This is a genomic window from Flavobacterium antarcticum DSM 19726, assembly GCF_000419685.1.
GTDB classification, from domain to species: Bacteria; Bacteroidota; Bacteroidia; order Flavobacteriales; family Flavobacteriaceae; genus Flavobacterium; species Flavobacterium antarcticum.
In genome coordinates this window covers 43,093-58,055 of sequence record NZ_ATTM01000005.1, presented here as the reverse complement: position 1 = coordinate 58,055, position 14,963 = coordinate 43,093, and the positions used below count along the sequence as shown (strand labels likewise).

12 protein-coding genes are annotated in these 14,963 nt (G+C 34.4%); 10 read left to right on the top strand and 2 right to left on the bottom strand.

Translation table 11 applies throughout. The features are described from left to right. Positions 1 to 21 precede the first annotated feature (21 nt). Complete coding sequence (locus YWA_RS0109565) at positions 22 to 1,212, top strand: Pycsar system effector family protein (protein WP_022828296.1); 1,191 nt, start codon at positions 22 to 24, stop codon at positions 1,210 to 1,212. Here YWA_RS0109565 and YWA_RS0109560 read toward each other — a convergent pair. Then, complete coding sequence (locus YWA_RS0109560; protein WP_022828295.1) at positions 1,209 to 3,584, bottom strand: GAF domain-containing protein; 2,376 nt, start codon at positions 3,582 to 3,584, stop codon at positions 1,209 to 1,211. The two genes, YWA_RS0109565 and YWA_RS0109560, sit on opposite strands and share 4 nt — an antisense overlap. A gap of 120 nt (positions 3,585 to 3,704) precedes the next feature. Here YWA_RS0109560 and YWA_RS0109555 point away from each other — a divergent pair, with 120 nt between their 5' ends. From YWA_RS0109555 to YWA_RS0109520, 8 genes are all read left to right on the top strand, one after another. Beyond that, positions 3,705 to 4,241 (top strand): hypothetical protein, encoded by a 537-nt coding sequence (locus YWA_RS0109555; protein ID WP_022828294.1) that lies wholly within the window; start codon positions 3,705 to 3,707, stop codon positions 4,239 to 4,241. A gap of 68 nt (positions 4,242 to 4,309) precedes the next feature. Next, positions 4,310 to 5,470, top strand: a complete 1,161-nt coding sequence (locus YWA_RS0109550; protein ID WP_022828293.1) for a 5-(carboxyamino)imidazole ribonucleotide synthase — start codon at positions 4,310 to 4,312, stop codon at positions 5,468 to 5,470. A 286-nt stretch (positions 5,471 to 5,756) separates the two neighbouring features. Further along, positions 5,757 to 6,242 carry a 5-(carboxyamino)imidazole ribonucleotide mutase gene (purE, locus tag YWA_RS0109545; protein WP_026718715.1) on the top strand — a complete coding sequence of 162 codons (486 nt, stop codon included), beginning with the start codon at positions 5,757 to 5,759 and terminating at the stop codon, positions 6,240 to 6,242. Positions 6,243 to 6,445: 203 nt separating this feature from the next. Next, entirely contained in the window at positions 6,446 to 8,470 is a 2,025-nt protein-coding gene (locus YWA_RS0109540; protein ID WP_026718714.1) for a M3 family metallopeptidase, read from the top strand. A 159-nt stretch (positions 8,471 to 8,629) separates the two neighbouring features. Beyond that, entirely contained in the window at positions 8,630 to 9,133 is a 504-nt protein-coding gene (locus tag YWA_RS0109535) for a GbsR/MarR family transcriptional regulator (protein WP_022828290.1), read from the top strand. 62 nt (positions 9,134 to 9,195) lie between these two features. Next, complete coding sequence (locus tag YWA_RS0109530; RefSeq protein WP_022828289.1) at positions 9,196 to 10,254, top strand: YqjF family protein; 1,059 nt, start codon at positions 9,196 to 9,198, stop codon at positions 10,252 to 10,254. 175 nt (positions 10,255 to 10,429) lie between these two features. Beyond that, entirely contained in the window at positions 10,430 to 10,624 is a 195-nt protein-coding gene (locus YWA_RS0109525) for a hypothetical protein (protein ID WP_022828288.1), read from the top strand. Between the two features lie 47 nt (positions 10,625 to 10,671). Then, the gene (locus tag YWA_RS0109520) at positions 10,672 to 11,124 is read left to right on the top strand and encodes an SRPBCC family protein (protein ID WP_022828287.1); all 453 of its coding nucleotides are present in this window, start codon (positions 10,672 to 10,674) and stop codon (positions 11,122 to 11,124) included. Here YWA_RS0109520 and YWA_RS0109515 read toward each other — a convergent pair. Beyond that, positions 11,099 to 11,956: a hypothetical protein gene (locus YWA_RS0109515; RefSeq protein ID WP_022828286.1), complete on the bottom strand. Its 858-nt coding sequence runs from the start codon at positions 11,954 to 11,956 to the stop codon at positions 11,099 to 11,101. The genes YWA_RS0109520 and YWA_RS0109515 overlap by 26 nt on opposite strands. Before the next feature lie 100 nt (positions 11,957 to 12,056). Here YWA_RS0109515 and gcvP point away from each other — a divergent pair, with 100 nt between their 5' ends. Next, positions 12,057 to 14,900: an aminomethyl-transferring glycine dehydrogenase gene (gene gcvP / locus YWA_RS0109510; RefSeq protein ID WP_022828285.1), complete on the top strand. Its 2,844-nt coding sequence runs from the start codon at positions 12,057 to 12,059 to the stop codon at positions 14,898 to 14,900. Positions 14,901 to 14,963: the final 63 nt, after the last annotated feature.

Below are 14,963 nucleotides of genomic sequence, written 5' to 3'. Positions count from 1 at the left end.
TTTGCAGGATATTATTTTCTTATGAGTATCGTTCAGAAAACCGAAGATTTTGTCAATCAATTGTTCAAAGATAATTTATCTTTAGATTATACTTACCATAATTTTAATCATACTTTAAATGTGGTTAAAAGTGCAAGATTATTACTTGATGCTGAAAATTGCTCAGCGGATGAAACGGAAATTGCACTTCTTGCGGCTTGGTTTCACGATACGGGATATACAAAAGGTTGCGAAAAGCACGAGGAATTGAGTATTGAAATTGCTACAACATTTTTAAAGGAACAGCATTATGATGCTTCAAAAATTGAACTTATAAGCCAATTGATTCGCAAAACGGAATTGCATCAAGAACCACAAACTAAATTAGAAAAGATCATTCGAGACGCAGACTGGGCTCACTTTGGAAATCCGGACTATTTTAAGTATTGTAATTTACTGCGTTTCGAATTTGGCACTACTCGCAAAATGAAGTTTACTGATTTAGAATGGTCTTACGAAAATCAGAAATTCTTTCAAGATTCACATCAGTTTTATACGGATTATGCCAAGGAAAATTGGCAACCCATAAAAGAAAAAAACGCTGAACAACTTCAAAAAAACATCACTGTACTCGAACAAAAAAAGCAGGATAAAAAAAGCACTAAATCACTTTTAAACAAAAAGAAATTAGACAAAATTGACGTTCCAGAACGCGGAATTGATACGATGTTTCGTGTAACGTTAAACAATCATACGAAATTGAGTCAAATTGCAGACAGTAAAGCGAATATTCTTCTTTCAGTAAATGCGATTATTATTTCAATCGCACTTTCAACCTTGATTCCAAAATTAGATTCTGCGAGAAATGCACATCTTGTTATTCCTACATTTATCATGCTTTTCTTCAGCGTGATCAGCATCATATTTGCAATTCTTTCTACACGACCTAAAGTCAGCACGGGATCTTTTACTAGAAAAGATATTGACGAACGAAAGGTAAATCTATTGTTTTTTGGGAACTTCTACAAAATGCCTTTAGAAGAATATACTTGGGCGATGAAAGAATTAATGAAAGATAAAGACTATTTGTACGAATCGATGATCAAAGATTTGTATTATTTGGGACTGGTTTTAAACAGAAAGTATAAATTACTTCGAATAACTTATACCATATTCATGATTGGTATTTTAATTTCAGTAGCGGCGTTTGTGATCGCTTTCAAAAATCTTTAAATCCCATTTTTTTCAAATTTTTCAAATGCGTCGATTAATTCTTGATAATTAAAATTGGTTGTGTTTTTTTTGTAATTCACAGGAACTCGAAAACCTTTTAAACCCGCAACTCCTTGAAGATTTTCTACTTCAAAACTTTCAACGTTAGCATCTAAGTAGTTTTGCTTTTGTAAAAACCGAATGTACTTTGTGTATTCTGAAGCTTCGTGTTTTTGCGAATAAACGATTACGATTGTACCTTTTTTCGTAATTCGTTCTGATGTGTCTTTGATATTTGCTTTGTCGATCCGCTTTTTTACAACTTCATATCGTGCATTGTAGGAACCGTCTACATCAAATCTCTTTTCATCCATTCTAAATCGAATGGATATTGGACTATTGAAAACTAGAATTAAAGAAGTGACATCTAAGCTGTATTTTAAATTTCCCCTTAGCAAATTATATTCCGTCTCTAAATGGCACATTACGACAAGTTGCCAAAGTCGCAAGTACTTTAAATACTTTGTTTTGTAGGTAAATTTCGGATTTATCGAAGCGCCAATATATAAGTTATGTTCTACACCGTCCGTTTTAAATCGTTCATAATAATGAGGGAAAAGCGACTGTGCTTTTTCTTGCTCCAAGTCAATAACGGCCGCTAATTTTTTATTAATTACGGATAGTGTGTAGTCGTATTCCTTTCTGGCTTTGTAAATCATGTGCGTTTGCGGATCAATTTTAGAAAAATAATCGGCAACAAGGGCTTCAATTTCAGAATCCGAACTTCTTATCTTTTCGAGAACTGGATGACATTCATTTAAAATAAAATCGTGAATCATACTTTCAGAATCAGCTTGCAACATCTTTGAAAGCAACATTTTAAAACTTTGTAAATTATCCGTCAATGATTCAAAAACAGGAATTGGCTTCCTCTTATTTAGCATTTCAAATAGCGAACTAAGCAGATCAATTTGTGTATTTAAATCTTCTAAAATGATCTGATTTCTAAAGACGGAAGAGTTTTGAATATCGATCTGGCCATAAAGCGGCCATACATTTTCAAATTTAATTTGTTTATAAGGAAGTTCAGATCCCGTTTTGATACCCACATGCAGTGCCGCTTCTTGCCTGAATTTCCAGTACACACTTGGATGAATTGCCGTATATTCCCGCTGAATAATTGCCTCAATTTCCATCTCCACTTCCTCATAAAAGCGCTCCATCGTTTCCTGTAAATAAGGCATCACGATATCCATTTTATGAGCATTCATACTGTTTAATTGTCTTTTTTGGTAAGAAACAATTTCAACAACACCAAGTAATTTATTGTTTGAAATTAACGGAAGCAACAAAAAACTTTTTATTCCAGCTTCAAAGAAATTTTGAAGTAATTTATTATCCGGATTCTTTTTCAAAAACAGTTCTAAATCTGAAACACTCAAATACTTGTACTCTTTAACCACCGAATCAAACAGATGACTGCAAGGAAGTTCCTCCGATACAAAAGTATTAGTTTCAAGAATAAAACTTTTTAAATTTTCATTAAAAGGAGCTTTGATGAAACTTCCACCATCCACATTCACAGCGGTAAATCCGAGTTCTAAATCGGAAACTTTAAAAATGGACCTGAAAATAAGTTCGATTTTTCTTGCAATATCTTCGGCATAATCTATTTTGCCTAACAGATTTGTTTTTAAATTTGAAACTGCATTTTCGATTGTAGCATCGTACAAACTCATAATTCCAAATCCTTTTAAAACCCAACTTCCAGGAGGAAATTTTTCGCGCCATAAGGCATAATTATCGTAATTATCAATCAGCAAATCTATTTCTTCTGGTGTCAGAATTTTAGTATTCGGATTTGGAAATATTTCAACAAAATCGACATTATATAAAATTCTGTAATGCCACAAAACACCGTTCTTGTCGGGAATATCGTAGAAAAGTGGTTTTACGAATTCAATATTTCGCTTGTAATAATTTTTCAAAATTAAACAACAGCTCATCACATACACTTCCTCATCATCAAAATCCCGTACTTTCATATCAAAAACACTTCCTGCATTTTTTAAAATAGTACCAAATCGTGCCGAATAATTAAAAATAATATTATTGAATGGAATTGCCGCAGCTTTAATCTCATTATTCGTCAAAGCCGTTGGAAATAAGTCGGAAAGCAAATACTTTACTAAAACTTCATGCTTGGAAAGCTCTGAAAAGTCCGTTATTCCTTCGGTTAATTCGGGATATTTTCGTACTTCTTCTAAAAGACCTTTCGCATAATTTACTCGATAGTCCACATCTGAAGCAGCTATATTTTCCAAAGTTTCCACCACTTTATGAAAAGAAATTTGAACTTGAAACGGACTGTCGTTATTGCTGGAGTAAATCATTTGTTGGAAAAAGTATTTCTCACAAATATACTAATTACTTCTTCTTTTCTCCCGTTTGTACCGCAAAGTATAGTTGAATCCTCAATCCAATAACACCTTTAATTTATTATATTTACAATCATGAATTCAGAATTAAAAGAAAAATTAGAAAATGGCAAAGCGGCAAAAATTGCTTTAAACGAACTGAAATTGGCCGTTTTGAATGAATCGTTTTCTTTAGCAAAATTGACCAAACTTGCATTTGACCTAAATTATCAAAACCACCATAAAGCAGCACGAATTGTCGAGCTAATTGCCGAAGAAGATGTGTTTCATCTTGTTGATTATATACCGCAATTAATTGAAATTGCTCCAAAATACCAACATGTTTCCGCTGTACGAGGAATGTCTCGCATTTTGCTTTTTATTATTTTATCTCCAAAGATTTCGTTAAATGATTTGCAAGAAAAAGAAATCGTAGAAACAGCGTTAGATTGGTTTATTACCGACGAAAAAGTAGCTACTAAAGTAAACGCGTTAAAGATAATGACTCATTTTTGCGGGAAATTTCCTTGGTTGAAAAGCACTTTAACTGAATTAATAGAGAAAGAATATCCGCGTCAATTGCCTTCGTACCAAATTGCAAGTCGTGCAGCAATGGCGAAATTTAAACGTTAAGAATATGTGGCATCAATTGTCAGTTCATAATTGTCTAACTATCTTTGCGCAAACAACAACACAACAACATGAATTACTTTTCATCTGATTTCAAACTTGGGATTTTAGGCGGAGGCCAATTGGGCAAAATGCTTTTATCCGAAACTCGAAAATTTGACATTCAAACTTACGTTCTTGATCCAAGTCCTGAAGCACCAAGTAGAATGGCTTGCAATCAGTTTTTTCAAGGAAGTTTGATGGATTATGACACCGTTTATAATTTTGGAAAAAAAGTAGATGTGTTGACTTTTGAAATTGAATTGGTCAATTTAGAAGCTTTGGAACAACTCGAAATTGAAGGAATTAAAGTATATCCGTCGCCAAAAACACTTCGAGGAATTCAAAATAAAGGCCGTCAAAAAGCTTTTTACAAAGAAAACAATTTACCCACTTCTGACTTTTCAACTTACGCTTCTTTAAAAGAATTGATGGTTGCTTTTTTAGGTGGGAAATTGCCCATTCCTTTCGTGTGGAAAAGCACTGAATTTGGTTACGACGGAAATGGCGTGAAGATAATTCGCGATGCCTCAGATTTAGAAAATCTTCCAGATGTGGAATGTATTGCTGAAGATATGGTTCCGTTCAAAAATGAATTGGCCGTTATCGTAGTTCGAAATCCATCAGGCGAAATTAAAACCTATCCGGTTGTTGAAATGGAATTTCACCCAGAAGCAAATCAAGTGGAATATGTAATTTGCCCTGCAAGAATCGATGAAAAAGTGGCACTAAAAGCAAGAACTTTGGCTTTGCAAGTTTCGGAAGCCTTCAGTCACGTTGGACTTTTAGCAGTTGAAATGTTTCAAACCGAAAATGACGATATTTTAATTAATGAAGTTGCTCCACGTCCACATAATTCAGGACATTATTCTATTGAAGCAAGTTATACTTCGCAATTTGAAAATCATTTACGTGCCATTTTAGATTTACCTTTAGGAGCCACCGATAGTAAAATCAACGGAATTATGGTGAATCTAGTTGGCGAAGAAGGTTTTTCCGGAGATGTTGTTTATGAAAATATCGAGAAAATATTAGCAATTGACGGTGTTACTCCTCATATTTATGGCAAACGCGAAACAAGACCTTTTAGAAAAATGGGCCACGTTACAATTGTAAATTCAAATATGGAAGAAGCGAGAAAAGTAGCAGAAGAAGTGAAGAAAACGATTCGCGTGATTAGTCAAAAAAAATAACACAGATTGCACGAATTTTCACAGATTAAATTTGTGAAATTTGTTTCGAAAAAATATATTTAAATTATACGATGGATATTTTAGATGCTCTTATCAATTTCTTTAGAGTAACCGACTCATCAAGTCTTTTGAAGGTGAATTTTGAAACTTTACGGGATAAAGAAGAATATTTAGGAGAAAGAATTAAGGCGTTTTTTTCGATAGTACTATTAATCATCTGTTATATTTGTCTAATAGTTACAATGTATTATCTCATCAATTATTTCGTGACAAATTAAAAAATAAAATTATGAAAGTAGCCATAGTAATGGGTTCCATTTCCGACATGCCGGTTATGCAAGACGCCATCGATATATTAAAAGAATTTGGAATCGAAACAGAAGTAGATATTGTTTCGGCTCACAGAACGCCAGAAAAACTATTTGATTTTAGTAAAAATGCACATACTCGAGGAATTTCTGTAATTATTGCCGGAGCGGGTGGCGCTGCACATTTACCAGGAATGGTAGCATCCATGTCGCCTTTGCCAATCATCGGAGTTCCCGTAAAATCGAGTAATTCTATTGACGGTTGGGATTCTGTTTTGTCTATTTTACAAATGCCAGGCGGCGTTCCTGTTGCAACTGTAGCTTTAAATGGTGCGAAAAATGCGGGTATTTTAGCCGCTCAAATTATCGGAAGTTCAAATCCTGTAATTTTAGAAAAAATGATTGCTTATAAGGAAGGCTTGAAACAAGCAGTTTTGAAAGGGTCGGAAAGTTTAGGGAAATAGAATACTTTTCTTCAGGAGCTATTTCCAGCTATACATTTCAATCTTTTATTTTTTAAAGAAAAAAAATAGAAGGATTTACATTGCTATCTATGCTAAACCATCAATAATGGTTAGTCTTGAATCAATTTGAAAATCTTAATTTAAAAACTTTGCGAACTTTGCGTAACACCTTGCGAACTTCGCGGTTAAATTTTAAAACATACATGACACTACTCACAAAACAATTCACCACAAAATACGAAACCGCTCCATTTTCTCAAATTAAAATGGAAGATTTCAAACCTGCATTTGAAGAAAACATCAAAAATGCAAAAGCAGAAATTGACGCAATAATTCACAATACGGAAGCTCCAACAATTGAAAACACGTTAGAAGCATTAGATTTTGCTGGAAATCCTTTGGACAGATTATCATCGATTTTCTTCAACTTGAATTCTGCTGAAACTTCTGAAGAGATGCAGAAAATTGCACAAGAAGTTTCTCCATTATTGACGGAATTCAGCAACGACATTACATTGAATGAAGATTTATTCAAACGAATAAAAGCCATTCACGACCAGAAAGAAAGTTTAAATTTGACCGCTGAACAGCAAACATTACTCGACAAAAAATATAAAGGTTTTGTTCGAAATGGGGCTTTATTAAATGAAGAGCAGAAAGCGAAACTTCGCGAAATCGACACACAATTGGCTAAATTAAAATTGACTTTTGGCGAAAATGTTTTGGCAGAAACGAATAATTACCATTTACATGTTACCAATGAAGCTGACTTGAAAGGTTTGCCGGAAGGCGTAATTGAAGCAGCAAAATCGGAAGCAGAAAGCAAAAAATTAGAAGGTTGGATTTTTACTTTGGATATGCCGAGTTATTTACCTTTCATGACTTATGCTGATAACCGCGAATTGCGAAAAGAACTTGCCATTGCGGCAGGAAAAAAAGCCTTTCAAAACAACGAATTTGACAACCAAGAAAATGTAAAAAACATCGTTCGTTTGCGTCATGAACGTGCTCAATTATTGGGTTATAAAACGCATTCGCATTTTGTTTTGGAAGAACGAATGGCTGAAAATCCGGATAAAGTTATTTCTTTTTTAAATGAATTATTGGAAAAAGCAAAACCTGCAGCAGAAAGAGAATTTGCAGAATTAACTGCTTTCGCAAAAGATTTAGACGGAATTGATTGTTTGGAAAAATGGGACAGCGCTTATTATTCGGAAAAATTGAAACAGAAATTATTCAATTTGGATGATGAAAAACTAAAACCATATTTCAAATTAGAAAACGTTTTAAATGGCGCATTTACAATCGCCAACAAACTTTTTGGCTTGACATTTACGGAAGTTTTCGATGTAGAAAAATACCACAAAGACGTCATGACTTATGAAGTTACAGACGAAAATAGTGAATTGGTTGCGGTTTTTTATGCAGATTTTTTTCCAAGAAAAGGAAAGCGAAACGGCGCTTGGATGACTTCGTACAAATCACAATCGATTAGAAATGGCAAGAACGACCGACCACATATTTCAAATGTGTGCAACTTTACACCGCCAACTTCTAAAAAACCATCCCTCCTAACCTTTAATGAAGTGACCACTTTGTTTCACGAATTTGGACACGGACTACACGGCATGTTGGCAAATACGGTTTATCCAAGTTTATCTGGAACTTCAGTGTATTGGGATTTTGTAGAATTGCCAAGTCAGATTTTCGAGAATTGGTGTTACGAACCGGAAGCTTTAGCATTATTTGCAAAACACTATGAAACGGGCGAAATTATTCCGCAAGAATATGTAGAGAAAATAAAGGAAAGCGCGAGTTTCCAAGAAGGAATGGCAACGATGCGTCAAATTAGTTTTGGACTGTTAGACATGGCTTATCATGGGAAAGTGCAAACTATCGAAAATGTAAAAGCATTCGAAAAAGAAGCTTTTGCGGGAACAAATTTGTTTCCAGATGTTGCCGAAAATGCTATGAGTCCGGCTTTCTCGCACATTTTTCAAGGCGGATATTCTTCTGGATATTACAGTTATAAATGGGCAGAAGTTCTAGATGCAGACGCGTTTGCGTATTTCCAAGACAAGGGAATTTTTGATAAAGAAATAGCGACAAAATTCAAAGATAATATTCTTTCAAAAGGTGGAACGGAACATCCGATGGTTTTGTATAAACGATTTAGAGGTCAAGAACCGAAACCGGAAGCATTGTTGAAAAGGGCTGGATTGATTTAATTTACCAAACCCCGTCAGAGTTTTGAACTCTGACGGGGTTTTTTTAGAGTAAATTCGCTGTAAATCAATTGGTATTCAACAATATTAAACTTTAATCAAAAAATAATTAAACTTTCATTTTATATTGAAACTTTAAAAACTTTTATTTACATTTGTTGTATGGAATTCAAAGAAGCAAAAAATAAATTCATTCAAACTTGGGGCGCGTTAGGTTCACAATGGGGAATCAACAAAACGATGGCGCAAATTCATGCGTTGTTGATGGTTTCTGCTGAACCACTTTCTATGGAAGACGTTATGGATGAATTGTTGATTTCTCGTGGAAATGCTTCTATGAATTTACGCGCTTTAATGGATTGGGGAATTGTTTATAAAGAGTATAAATCTGGCGAAAGAAAAGAGTTTTTCACTGCTGAAAAGGATTTGGACGAACTTGCTGTGAAAATAGCGAAAGAACGAAGCAAGCGTGAAATCAAACCTGCATTGAAAGTTTTGAAAGATGTTTCGTCTATAAATCGGGCAACTTCATTGGAAACCAAACATTTCGTAGAGCAAACTTCAAAATTATACGACTTTGTTTTGAAAGCCGACAATATGATTGATAAAGTAACTGAAATAAAAGACAACTGGATTGGTCGTTTAGTGATGAAAATCATGCGCTAAACGATCCTTTTTTTTTAATAATAACTTTCAATATTTTCTGAAAGTTTAATATAGATAAAATTATGAAAGCATTAAAAATTTTGAACACAATCGCAATTGGAGTGCCTACCTTCTTATTGATTCTAGGTTTAGTCGTAAATGATTCTCAAGGAGATTATATTGCTTATGCTCTTTTTTTAACAATCTTTACAGGACTAATCCAAGTTATTTTAGGACTATACTTACTTTACCATGATAGTAGGAGTGCTAGACTTCAAATTTACATAATGACCGTTTTATTATTTTTTGCAATGTGGTTTTTAAATGTCAAAATTTTCAGCAGTGACATTCTAACCTATATATTATTTCCAATTCCATTATTTTTAGCAATTTACCTATCTCTCATAATATATTCGAATAAAACGGAAAAAAGAAGTTTTATGAATGCAGAATGGAACGATTTACTATTTATAAACTACGAAATCAATCCAAAAGTGCTGGAGAAGTATATTCCAAAAGGAACAGAAATCGATTTATGGAATGACAAATGTTACATAAGCTTGATTGGTTTCATGTTTGAAGATGTAAAAGTTTTAGGAATGAAAATCCCTTTTCATGTCAACTTTGAAGAAGTGAACTTACGGTTTTACGTTAAGCGATTTGAAGATGGAATTTGGAAAAGAGGCGTTGTCTTTGTAAAAGAGATTGTTCCGAAACACGCCATAACTTTTGTTGCAAACACATTATATAATGAGCAATACCAAACTTTGCCTATGCGTCACGAACGAACTTCTGTAAATGATTCTTTACTATTTAAATACGAATGGAAAAAAAATAATATGTGGAATTCGATGTCAGTGAAAACCGAAAACGAATTAATTCCCATTGAAGAACATTCAGAAGCAGAATTCATTTCTGAACATTATTACGGCTATTCTATTTCACCAAGAAAGAAAACAGTTGAATACGAAGTAAAACATCCAAGATGGAACCAACATAAAGTACTGGACTACACACTAAATGTTGATTTTAAAACTACTTACGGCGAAGAGTTTTCGTTTCTACAAACACTGAACCCTGCTTCTTGTTTCGTCGCGAAAGGTTCTAAAATAAGTATTGAACAAAAGAATGTTTTACCTTAAAAAAACACTTAATTCACAAGTTGTAATAATTTTATTTGTTGAGTTTTTACGTTATTTTACACCAACTAGTATAATTGAAAAAATTGGAAACCTCATACATTCGGTCAAAATACTGTAATTTAACACAGCATGACATTGTCTATTTTTGGTTAAACAATTATTAAAAATAGAAATTATGAATCTTAAAAGAATCTTTGGAGCAATTCTTACCGCGTTGGGAATTGGTGGGTTAATTTACACAGCCGTTTTATTTGCAAATACAGGTGGCGGAAATCAAGATATTAGATCTTTGATTATTTACGGAGTTTTAGGTTTTGTTTTCTTCTTCGCTGGAATAAGTTTAGTGAGAACAACTAAAGACGAAGCTTAGATTGTATTAAAACTAAAGTATAGTTTTAATAAATTAAAAATAAATTAATGACAACTATACATTTACGTACAGAAATAAGTGCTCCGATAACGTTGGTTTTTGATTTGGCACGAAGCATTGATACTCATAAAGAATCAACTGCAAGCTCTAACGAAACAGCCATAGATGGGGTAACTTCTGGTTTAATAAATAAAGGAGAAACAGTTACTTGGCGAGGCAAGCATTTCGGGGTTTACTTAACTCATACGAGTATTATTCCCGAAATGATGAGTCCCAATTATTTCGTAGATGAAATGATTAGAGGCCGATTTAAAAGTTTTAAACACACCCATACGTTTCATTCGCAGGATGGAAAAACGATAATGGAGGATAAAATTGAATACCAAACTCCCTTTGGACTGTTCGGAGAAATCTTTGATAAACTTATTCTCCGAAACCATCTTACCACCTTCATTACGGAACGAAACGAATTCATCAAGTCAAAAGCTGAAAACCAATAAGTAGTCCAAGCCAAAATATCGGAATGCTTTCTACCCAAAAAGTGGTATAATACCTGTTCCGATTTTCATTGGCAAAAAATAAAAAAGCGGACGTTACCGCAACAAGAATAACATTTGCAATCAATTGATTGTTGTCAATTTCTATTTTAAAAAATTCTAAAAAATAGAAAGGAATTAGAAGTAAAAATCCCAACCATTTTGTTTTGGCAATGCCAATTTTCTGCGGAACGGTGAACAAAGACGGATCGTCGTATTTTGAATCTATGATTTCAAAAATTAAAATTAAGACGATTACCAATAAAAAGCGTTGGCAAAACTTAATAAAAATGTCTTGGTATTGGTCTATTCCAAAATTCATCATTGGCAATAAAGTGGTCACTCCTGCCCAACAAAAGGCAACAATATAAATTTTAATTCCGGTCCAGTTTCGCATATTTTTCTTTGTTGAAAAAACGGGAACGGTATATAAAAAGGTCAGCCCAAAAAACACAACTGCTGTTATTTGTGTTTTAAATTTCAAATAAAAAAAGAAATACGCTGAAGCGACTAAAGCAAACAAACTCATCATTAAAATTGGCTGTAGCCCTTTTCGAATAGGTAATTTATTTCTAAAATAAACTTCATATTTCACAAAATTATAACCGAACAAAGTGCCAAAGAATGCAAAACCAGCCATGGGCAAATCGAACGATTTCTGAAACATGTGGTTCGTCATTAGTACCAACGCCAAAACCGACATCGAAACGTGAATACTGGCGTGAATATAAAAATCACAAAGTTTTTTAATCTGTTGCATCATCGCAAAAATAAACAAACCAACTACACAATACATAATCCTTTGTGAAAATAGAAAAATTCGTTGTTAAAATCACATTAAATTTTAAGATTAATAGTACTTTTGCACGACGAAAACAACACACTACATTTACATTATGAAAACAGATTCATTTGCTTTAAGACATTTAGGACCAAGAGAAAGCGATTTGCCTAAAATGTTAGAAACCATAGGAGTTGAGACATTAGACCAATTGATATACGAGACGATTCCGACTGACATTCGTTTGAAAAAATCGTTAGAATTGGAGCACATCATGACCGAATATGAATATGCTAATCACATTCGTCAATTAGGTCGCACGAATAAAGTTTTTAAATCATATATTGGATTGGGTTACCATCCAACGATTGTTCCACCGCCAATTCAAAGAAATATTTTTGAAAATCCAGGATGGTACACCGCTTACACGCCTTACCAAGCAGAAATCGCACAAGGTCGTCTAGAAGCGATTTTAAATTTCCAAACTACTGTTATTGAATTGACCGGAATGGAAATTGCAAATGCCTCTTTGTTAGACGAAAGCACAGCTGCTGCTGAAGCAATGGCTTTATTATTTGACGTTCGTACGAGAGATCAAAAGAAAAATAACGTATGTAAATTCTTCGTTTCTGAAGAAATTTTACCTCAAACACTATCCGTTTTGCAAACACGTTCTACGCCAATTGGTGTTGAATTAGTGGTTGGAAATCACCAAGAATTTGACTTTTCAGCAGAATATTTTGGAGCACTTTTACAGTATCCAGGAAAATACGGTCAAGTTTACGATTACGCTGATTTCATCAAAACAGCAAACGAAAAAGAGATTAAAACAGCTGTTGCTGCAGATATTTTATCATTGACAAAATTAACGCCTCCTGGTGATATGGGAGCTGCAGTTGTTGTTGGAACGACACAACGTTTCGGAATTCCGATGGGTTACGGTGGACCACACGCTGCTTATTTTGCAACGAAAGATGAATACAAACGTTCAATGCCGGGAAGAATCATCGGTGTTTCGCAAGACGCAAACGGAAATCGTGCGTTACGTATGGCTTTGCAAACGCGTGAACAACACATCAAACGTGAAAAAGCAACCTCTAACATCTGTACGGCACAAGTTTTATTGTCAGTTATGGCGGGAATGTTTGCCGTATATCACGGACCAAAAGGATTGACTTATATCGCAAATAAAGTACATGCGAAAGCTTCAACACTTGCTGATGCTTTAAATAAATTAGGCGTTTACCAAACAAATACTGCATTTTTCGACACAATCGTTGTAAAAGCAGATGCGCAAAAAGTAAAAGAAATTGCTGAAGCAAAAGAAATTAACTTTTTCTACATTGACAACGAAACGATTTCTATGTCAATGAACGAAACGACTTCTTTTGGCGATTTAAATGACATCATTTCTGTTTTCGCAGAAGCAACTGGAAAAGATGCTTTCGAAGTTACGGAAAATGTGAAAGAGCAAAATTACCCAGAAAGTTTAAACCGAACTTCTTCATTCTTGACGCATGATGTATTTAATAAATATCATTCTGAAACAAGCTTGATGCGTTACATTAAGAAATTAGAGCGTAAAGATTTATCGTTAAATCACTCGATGATTGCTTTAGGTTCTTGTACTATGAAACTGAATGCTGCAGCAGAAATGTTGCCTTTGAGTATGCCTTATTGGAACGGTATTCACCCATTTGCTCCATTAGACCAAGTGCAAGGTTACACAAAAATGTTAAAAAAATTAGAGCACCAACTGAATGTAATCACTGGTTTCGCAGGAACTACATTGCAACCAAATTCAGGAGCTCAAGGTGAATATGCAGGATTGATGACGATTCGGGCATACCACCAATCAAGAAATGATGATAAAAGAACAGTTTGTTTGATTCCAGCTTCAGCTCACGGAACAAATCCAGCTTCGGCAGCGATGGCAGGAATGCAAATTATCGTTACTAAAACTATGGAAAATGGAAACATTGACGTAGAAGATGTTCGTGAAAAAGCGTTAAAATACAAAGACACTCTTTCTTGTTTAATGGTAACTTATCCATCAACTCACGGAGTTTTTGAAAGTGCGATTAGAGAAATTACTCAAATCATCCATGACAACGGAGGTTTGGTATATATGGATGGTGCAAATATGAATGCTCAAGTTGGCTTGACGAATCCTGCTACAATTGGAGCAGACGTTTGTCACTTGAACTTACACAAAACATTCGCTATTCCTCACGGAGGTGGTGGGCCAGGTGTTGGACCAATTTGTGTAAACGAAAAATTGGTTCCGTTCTTGCCAAGTAATCCGCTCGTAAAAGTGGGTGGTGACCAAGCAATTACAGCTATTTCTGGAGCGCCTTATGGTTCTGCTTTAGTATGTTTGATTTCTTACGGTTACATTTGCATGTTAGGTTCTGAAGGAGTTACGAATGCTACTAAATATGCAATTTTGAATGCGAATTATATGAAAGCGCGTTTAGAGGAACATTACCCAATTTTGTATGTGGGCGAAAAAGGTCGTGCAGCACACGAAATGATTTTAGACTGCCGTTCATTCAAAGAAAAAGGAATTGAAGTAACCGATATCGCAAAACGATTGATGGATTACGGATTTCACGCACCAACGGTTTCTTTCCCAGTGGCTGGAACGTTGATGATTGAACCAACAGAATCTGAAGATGTGGCTGAATTGGACCGTTTTATTGATGCAATGATTTCAATTCGAAGAGAGATTGAAGCTTCTTCAAAAGACGATGAAAATAACATTTTGAAAAATGCTCCTCATACTTTAGCAATGTTAACTGCTGATACATGGACTTTTCCTTACTCAAGAGAAACGGCTGCTTATCCATTAGATTATATTGCTGACAATAAATTCTGGCCAAGTGTTCGTCGTGTTGATGAAACGTACGGTGACAGAAACTTAATTTGTTCTTGTGCGCCAATTGAGGCTTACATGTAATCAAAATTAAGATTTACGATTTAAGAATGATGATAGAAAAAGAGGTTTTAAGTTTCGATTTAA

Coding starts and splice junctions, on each gene's coding strand:
- YWA_RS0109565 (WP_022828296.1), top strand. CDS start 22: ATGAGTATCGTTCAGAAAACCGAAGATTTTGTCAATCAATTGTTCAAA.
- YWA_RS0109560 (WP_022828295.1), bottom strand. CDS start 3,584: ATGATTTACTCCAGCAATAACGACAGTCCGTTTCAAGTTCAAATTTCT.
- YWA_RS0109555 (WP_022828294.1), top strand. CDS start 3,705: ATGAATTCAGAATTAAAAGAAAAATTAGAAAATGGCAAAGCGGCAAAA.
- YWA_RS0109550 (WP_022828293.1), top strand. CDS start 4,310: ATGAATTACTTTTCATCTGATTTCAAACTTGGGATTTTAGGCGGAGGC.
- YWA_RS0109540 (WP_026718714.1), top strand. CDS start 6,446: ATGACACTACTCACAAAACAATTCACCACAAAATACGAAACCGCTCCA.
- YWA_RS0109535 (WP_022828290.1), top strand. CDS start 8,630: ATGGAATTCAAAGAAGCAAAAAATAAATTCATTCAAACTTGGGGCGCG.
- YWA_RS0109530 (WP_022828289.1), top strand. CDS start 9,196: ATGAAAGCATTAAAAATTTTGAACACAATCGCAATTGGAGTGCCTACC.
- YWA_RS0109525 (WP_022828288.1), top strand. CDS start 10,430: ATGAATCTTAAAAGAATCTTTGGAGCAATTCTTACCGCGTTGGGAATT.
- YWA_RS0109520 (WP_022828287.1), top strand. CDS start 10,672: ATGACAACTATACATTTACGTACAGAAATAAGTGCTCCGATAACGTTG.
- YWA_RS0109515 (WP_022828286.1), bottom strand. CDS start 11,956: ATGTATTGTGTAGTTGGTTTGTTTATTTTTGCGATGATGCAACAGATT.
- gcvP (WP_022828285.1), top strand. CDS start 12,057: ATGAAAACAGATTCATTTGCTTTAAGACATTTAGGACCAAGAGAAAGC.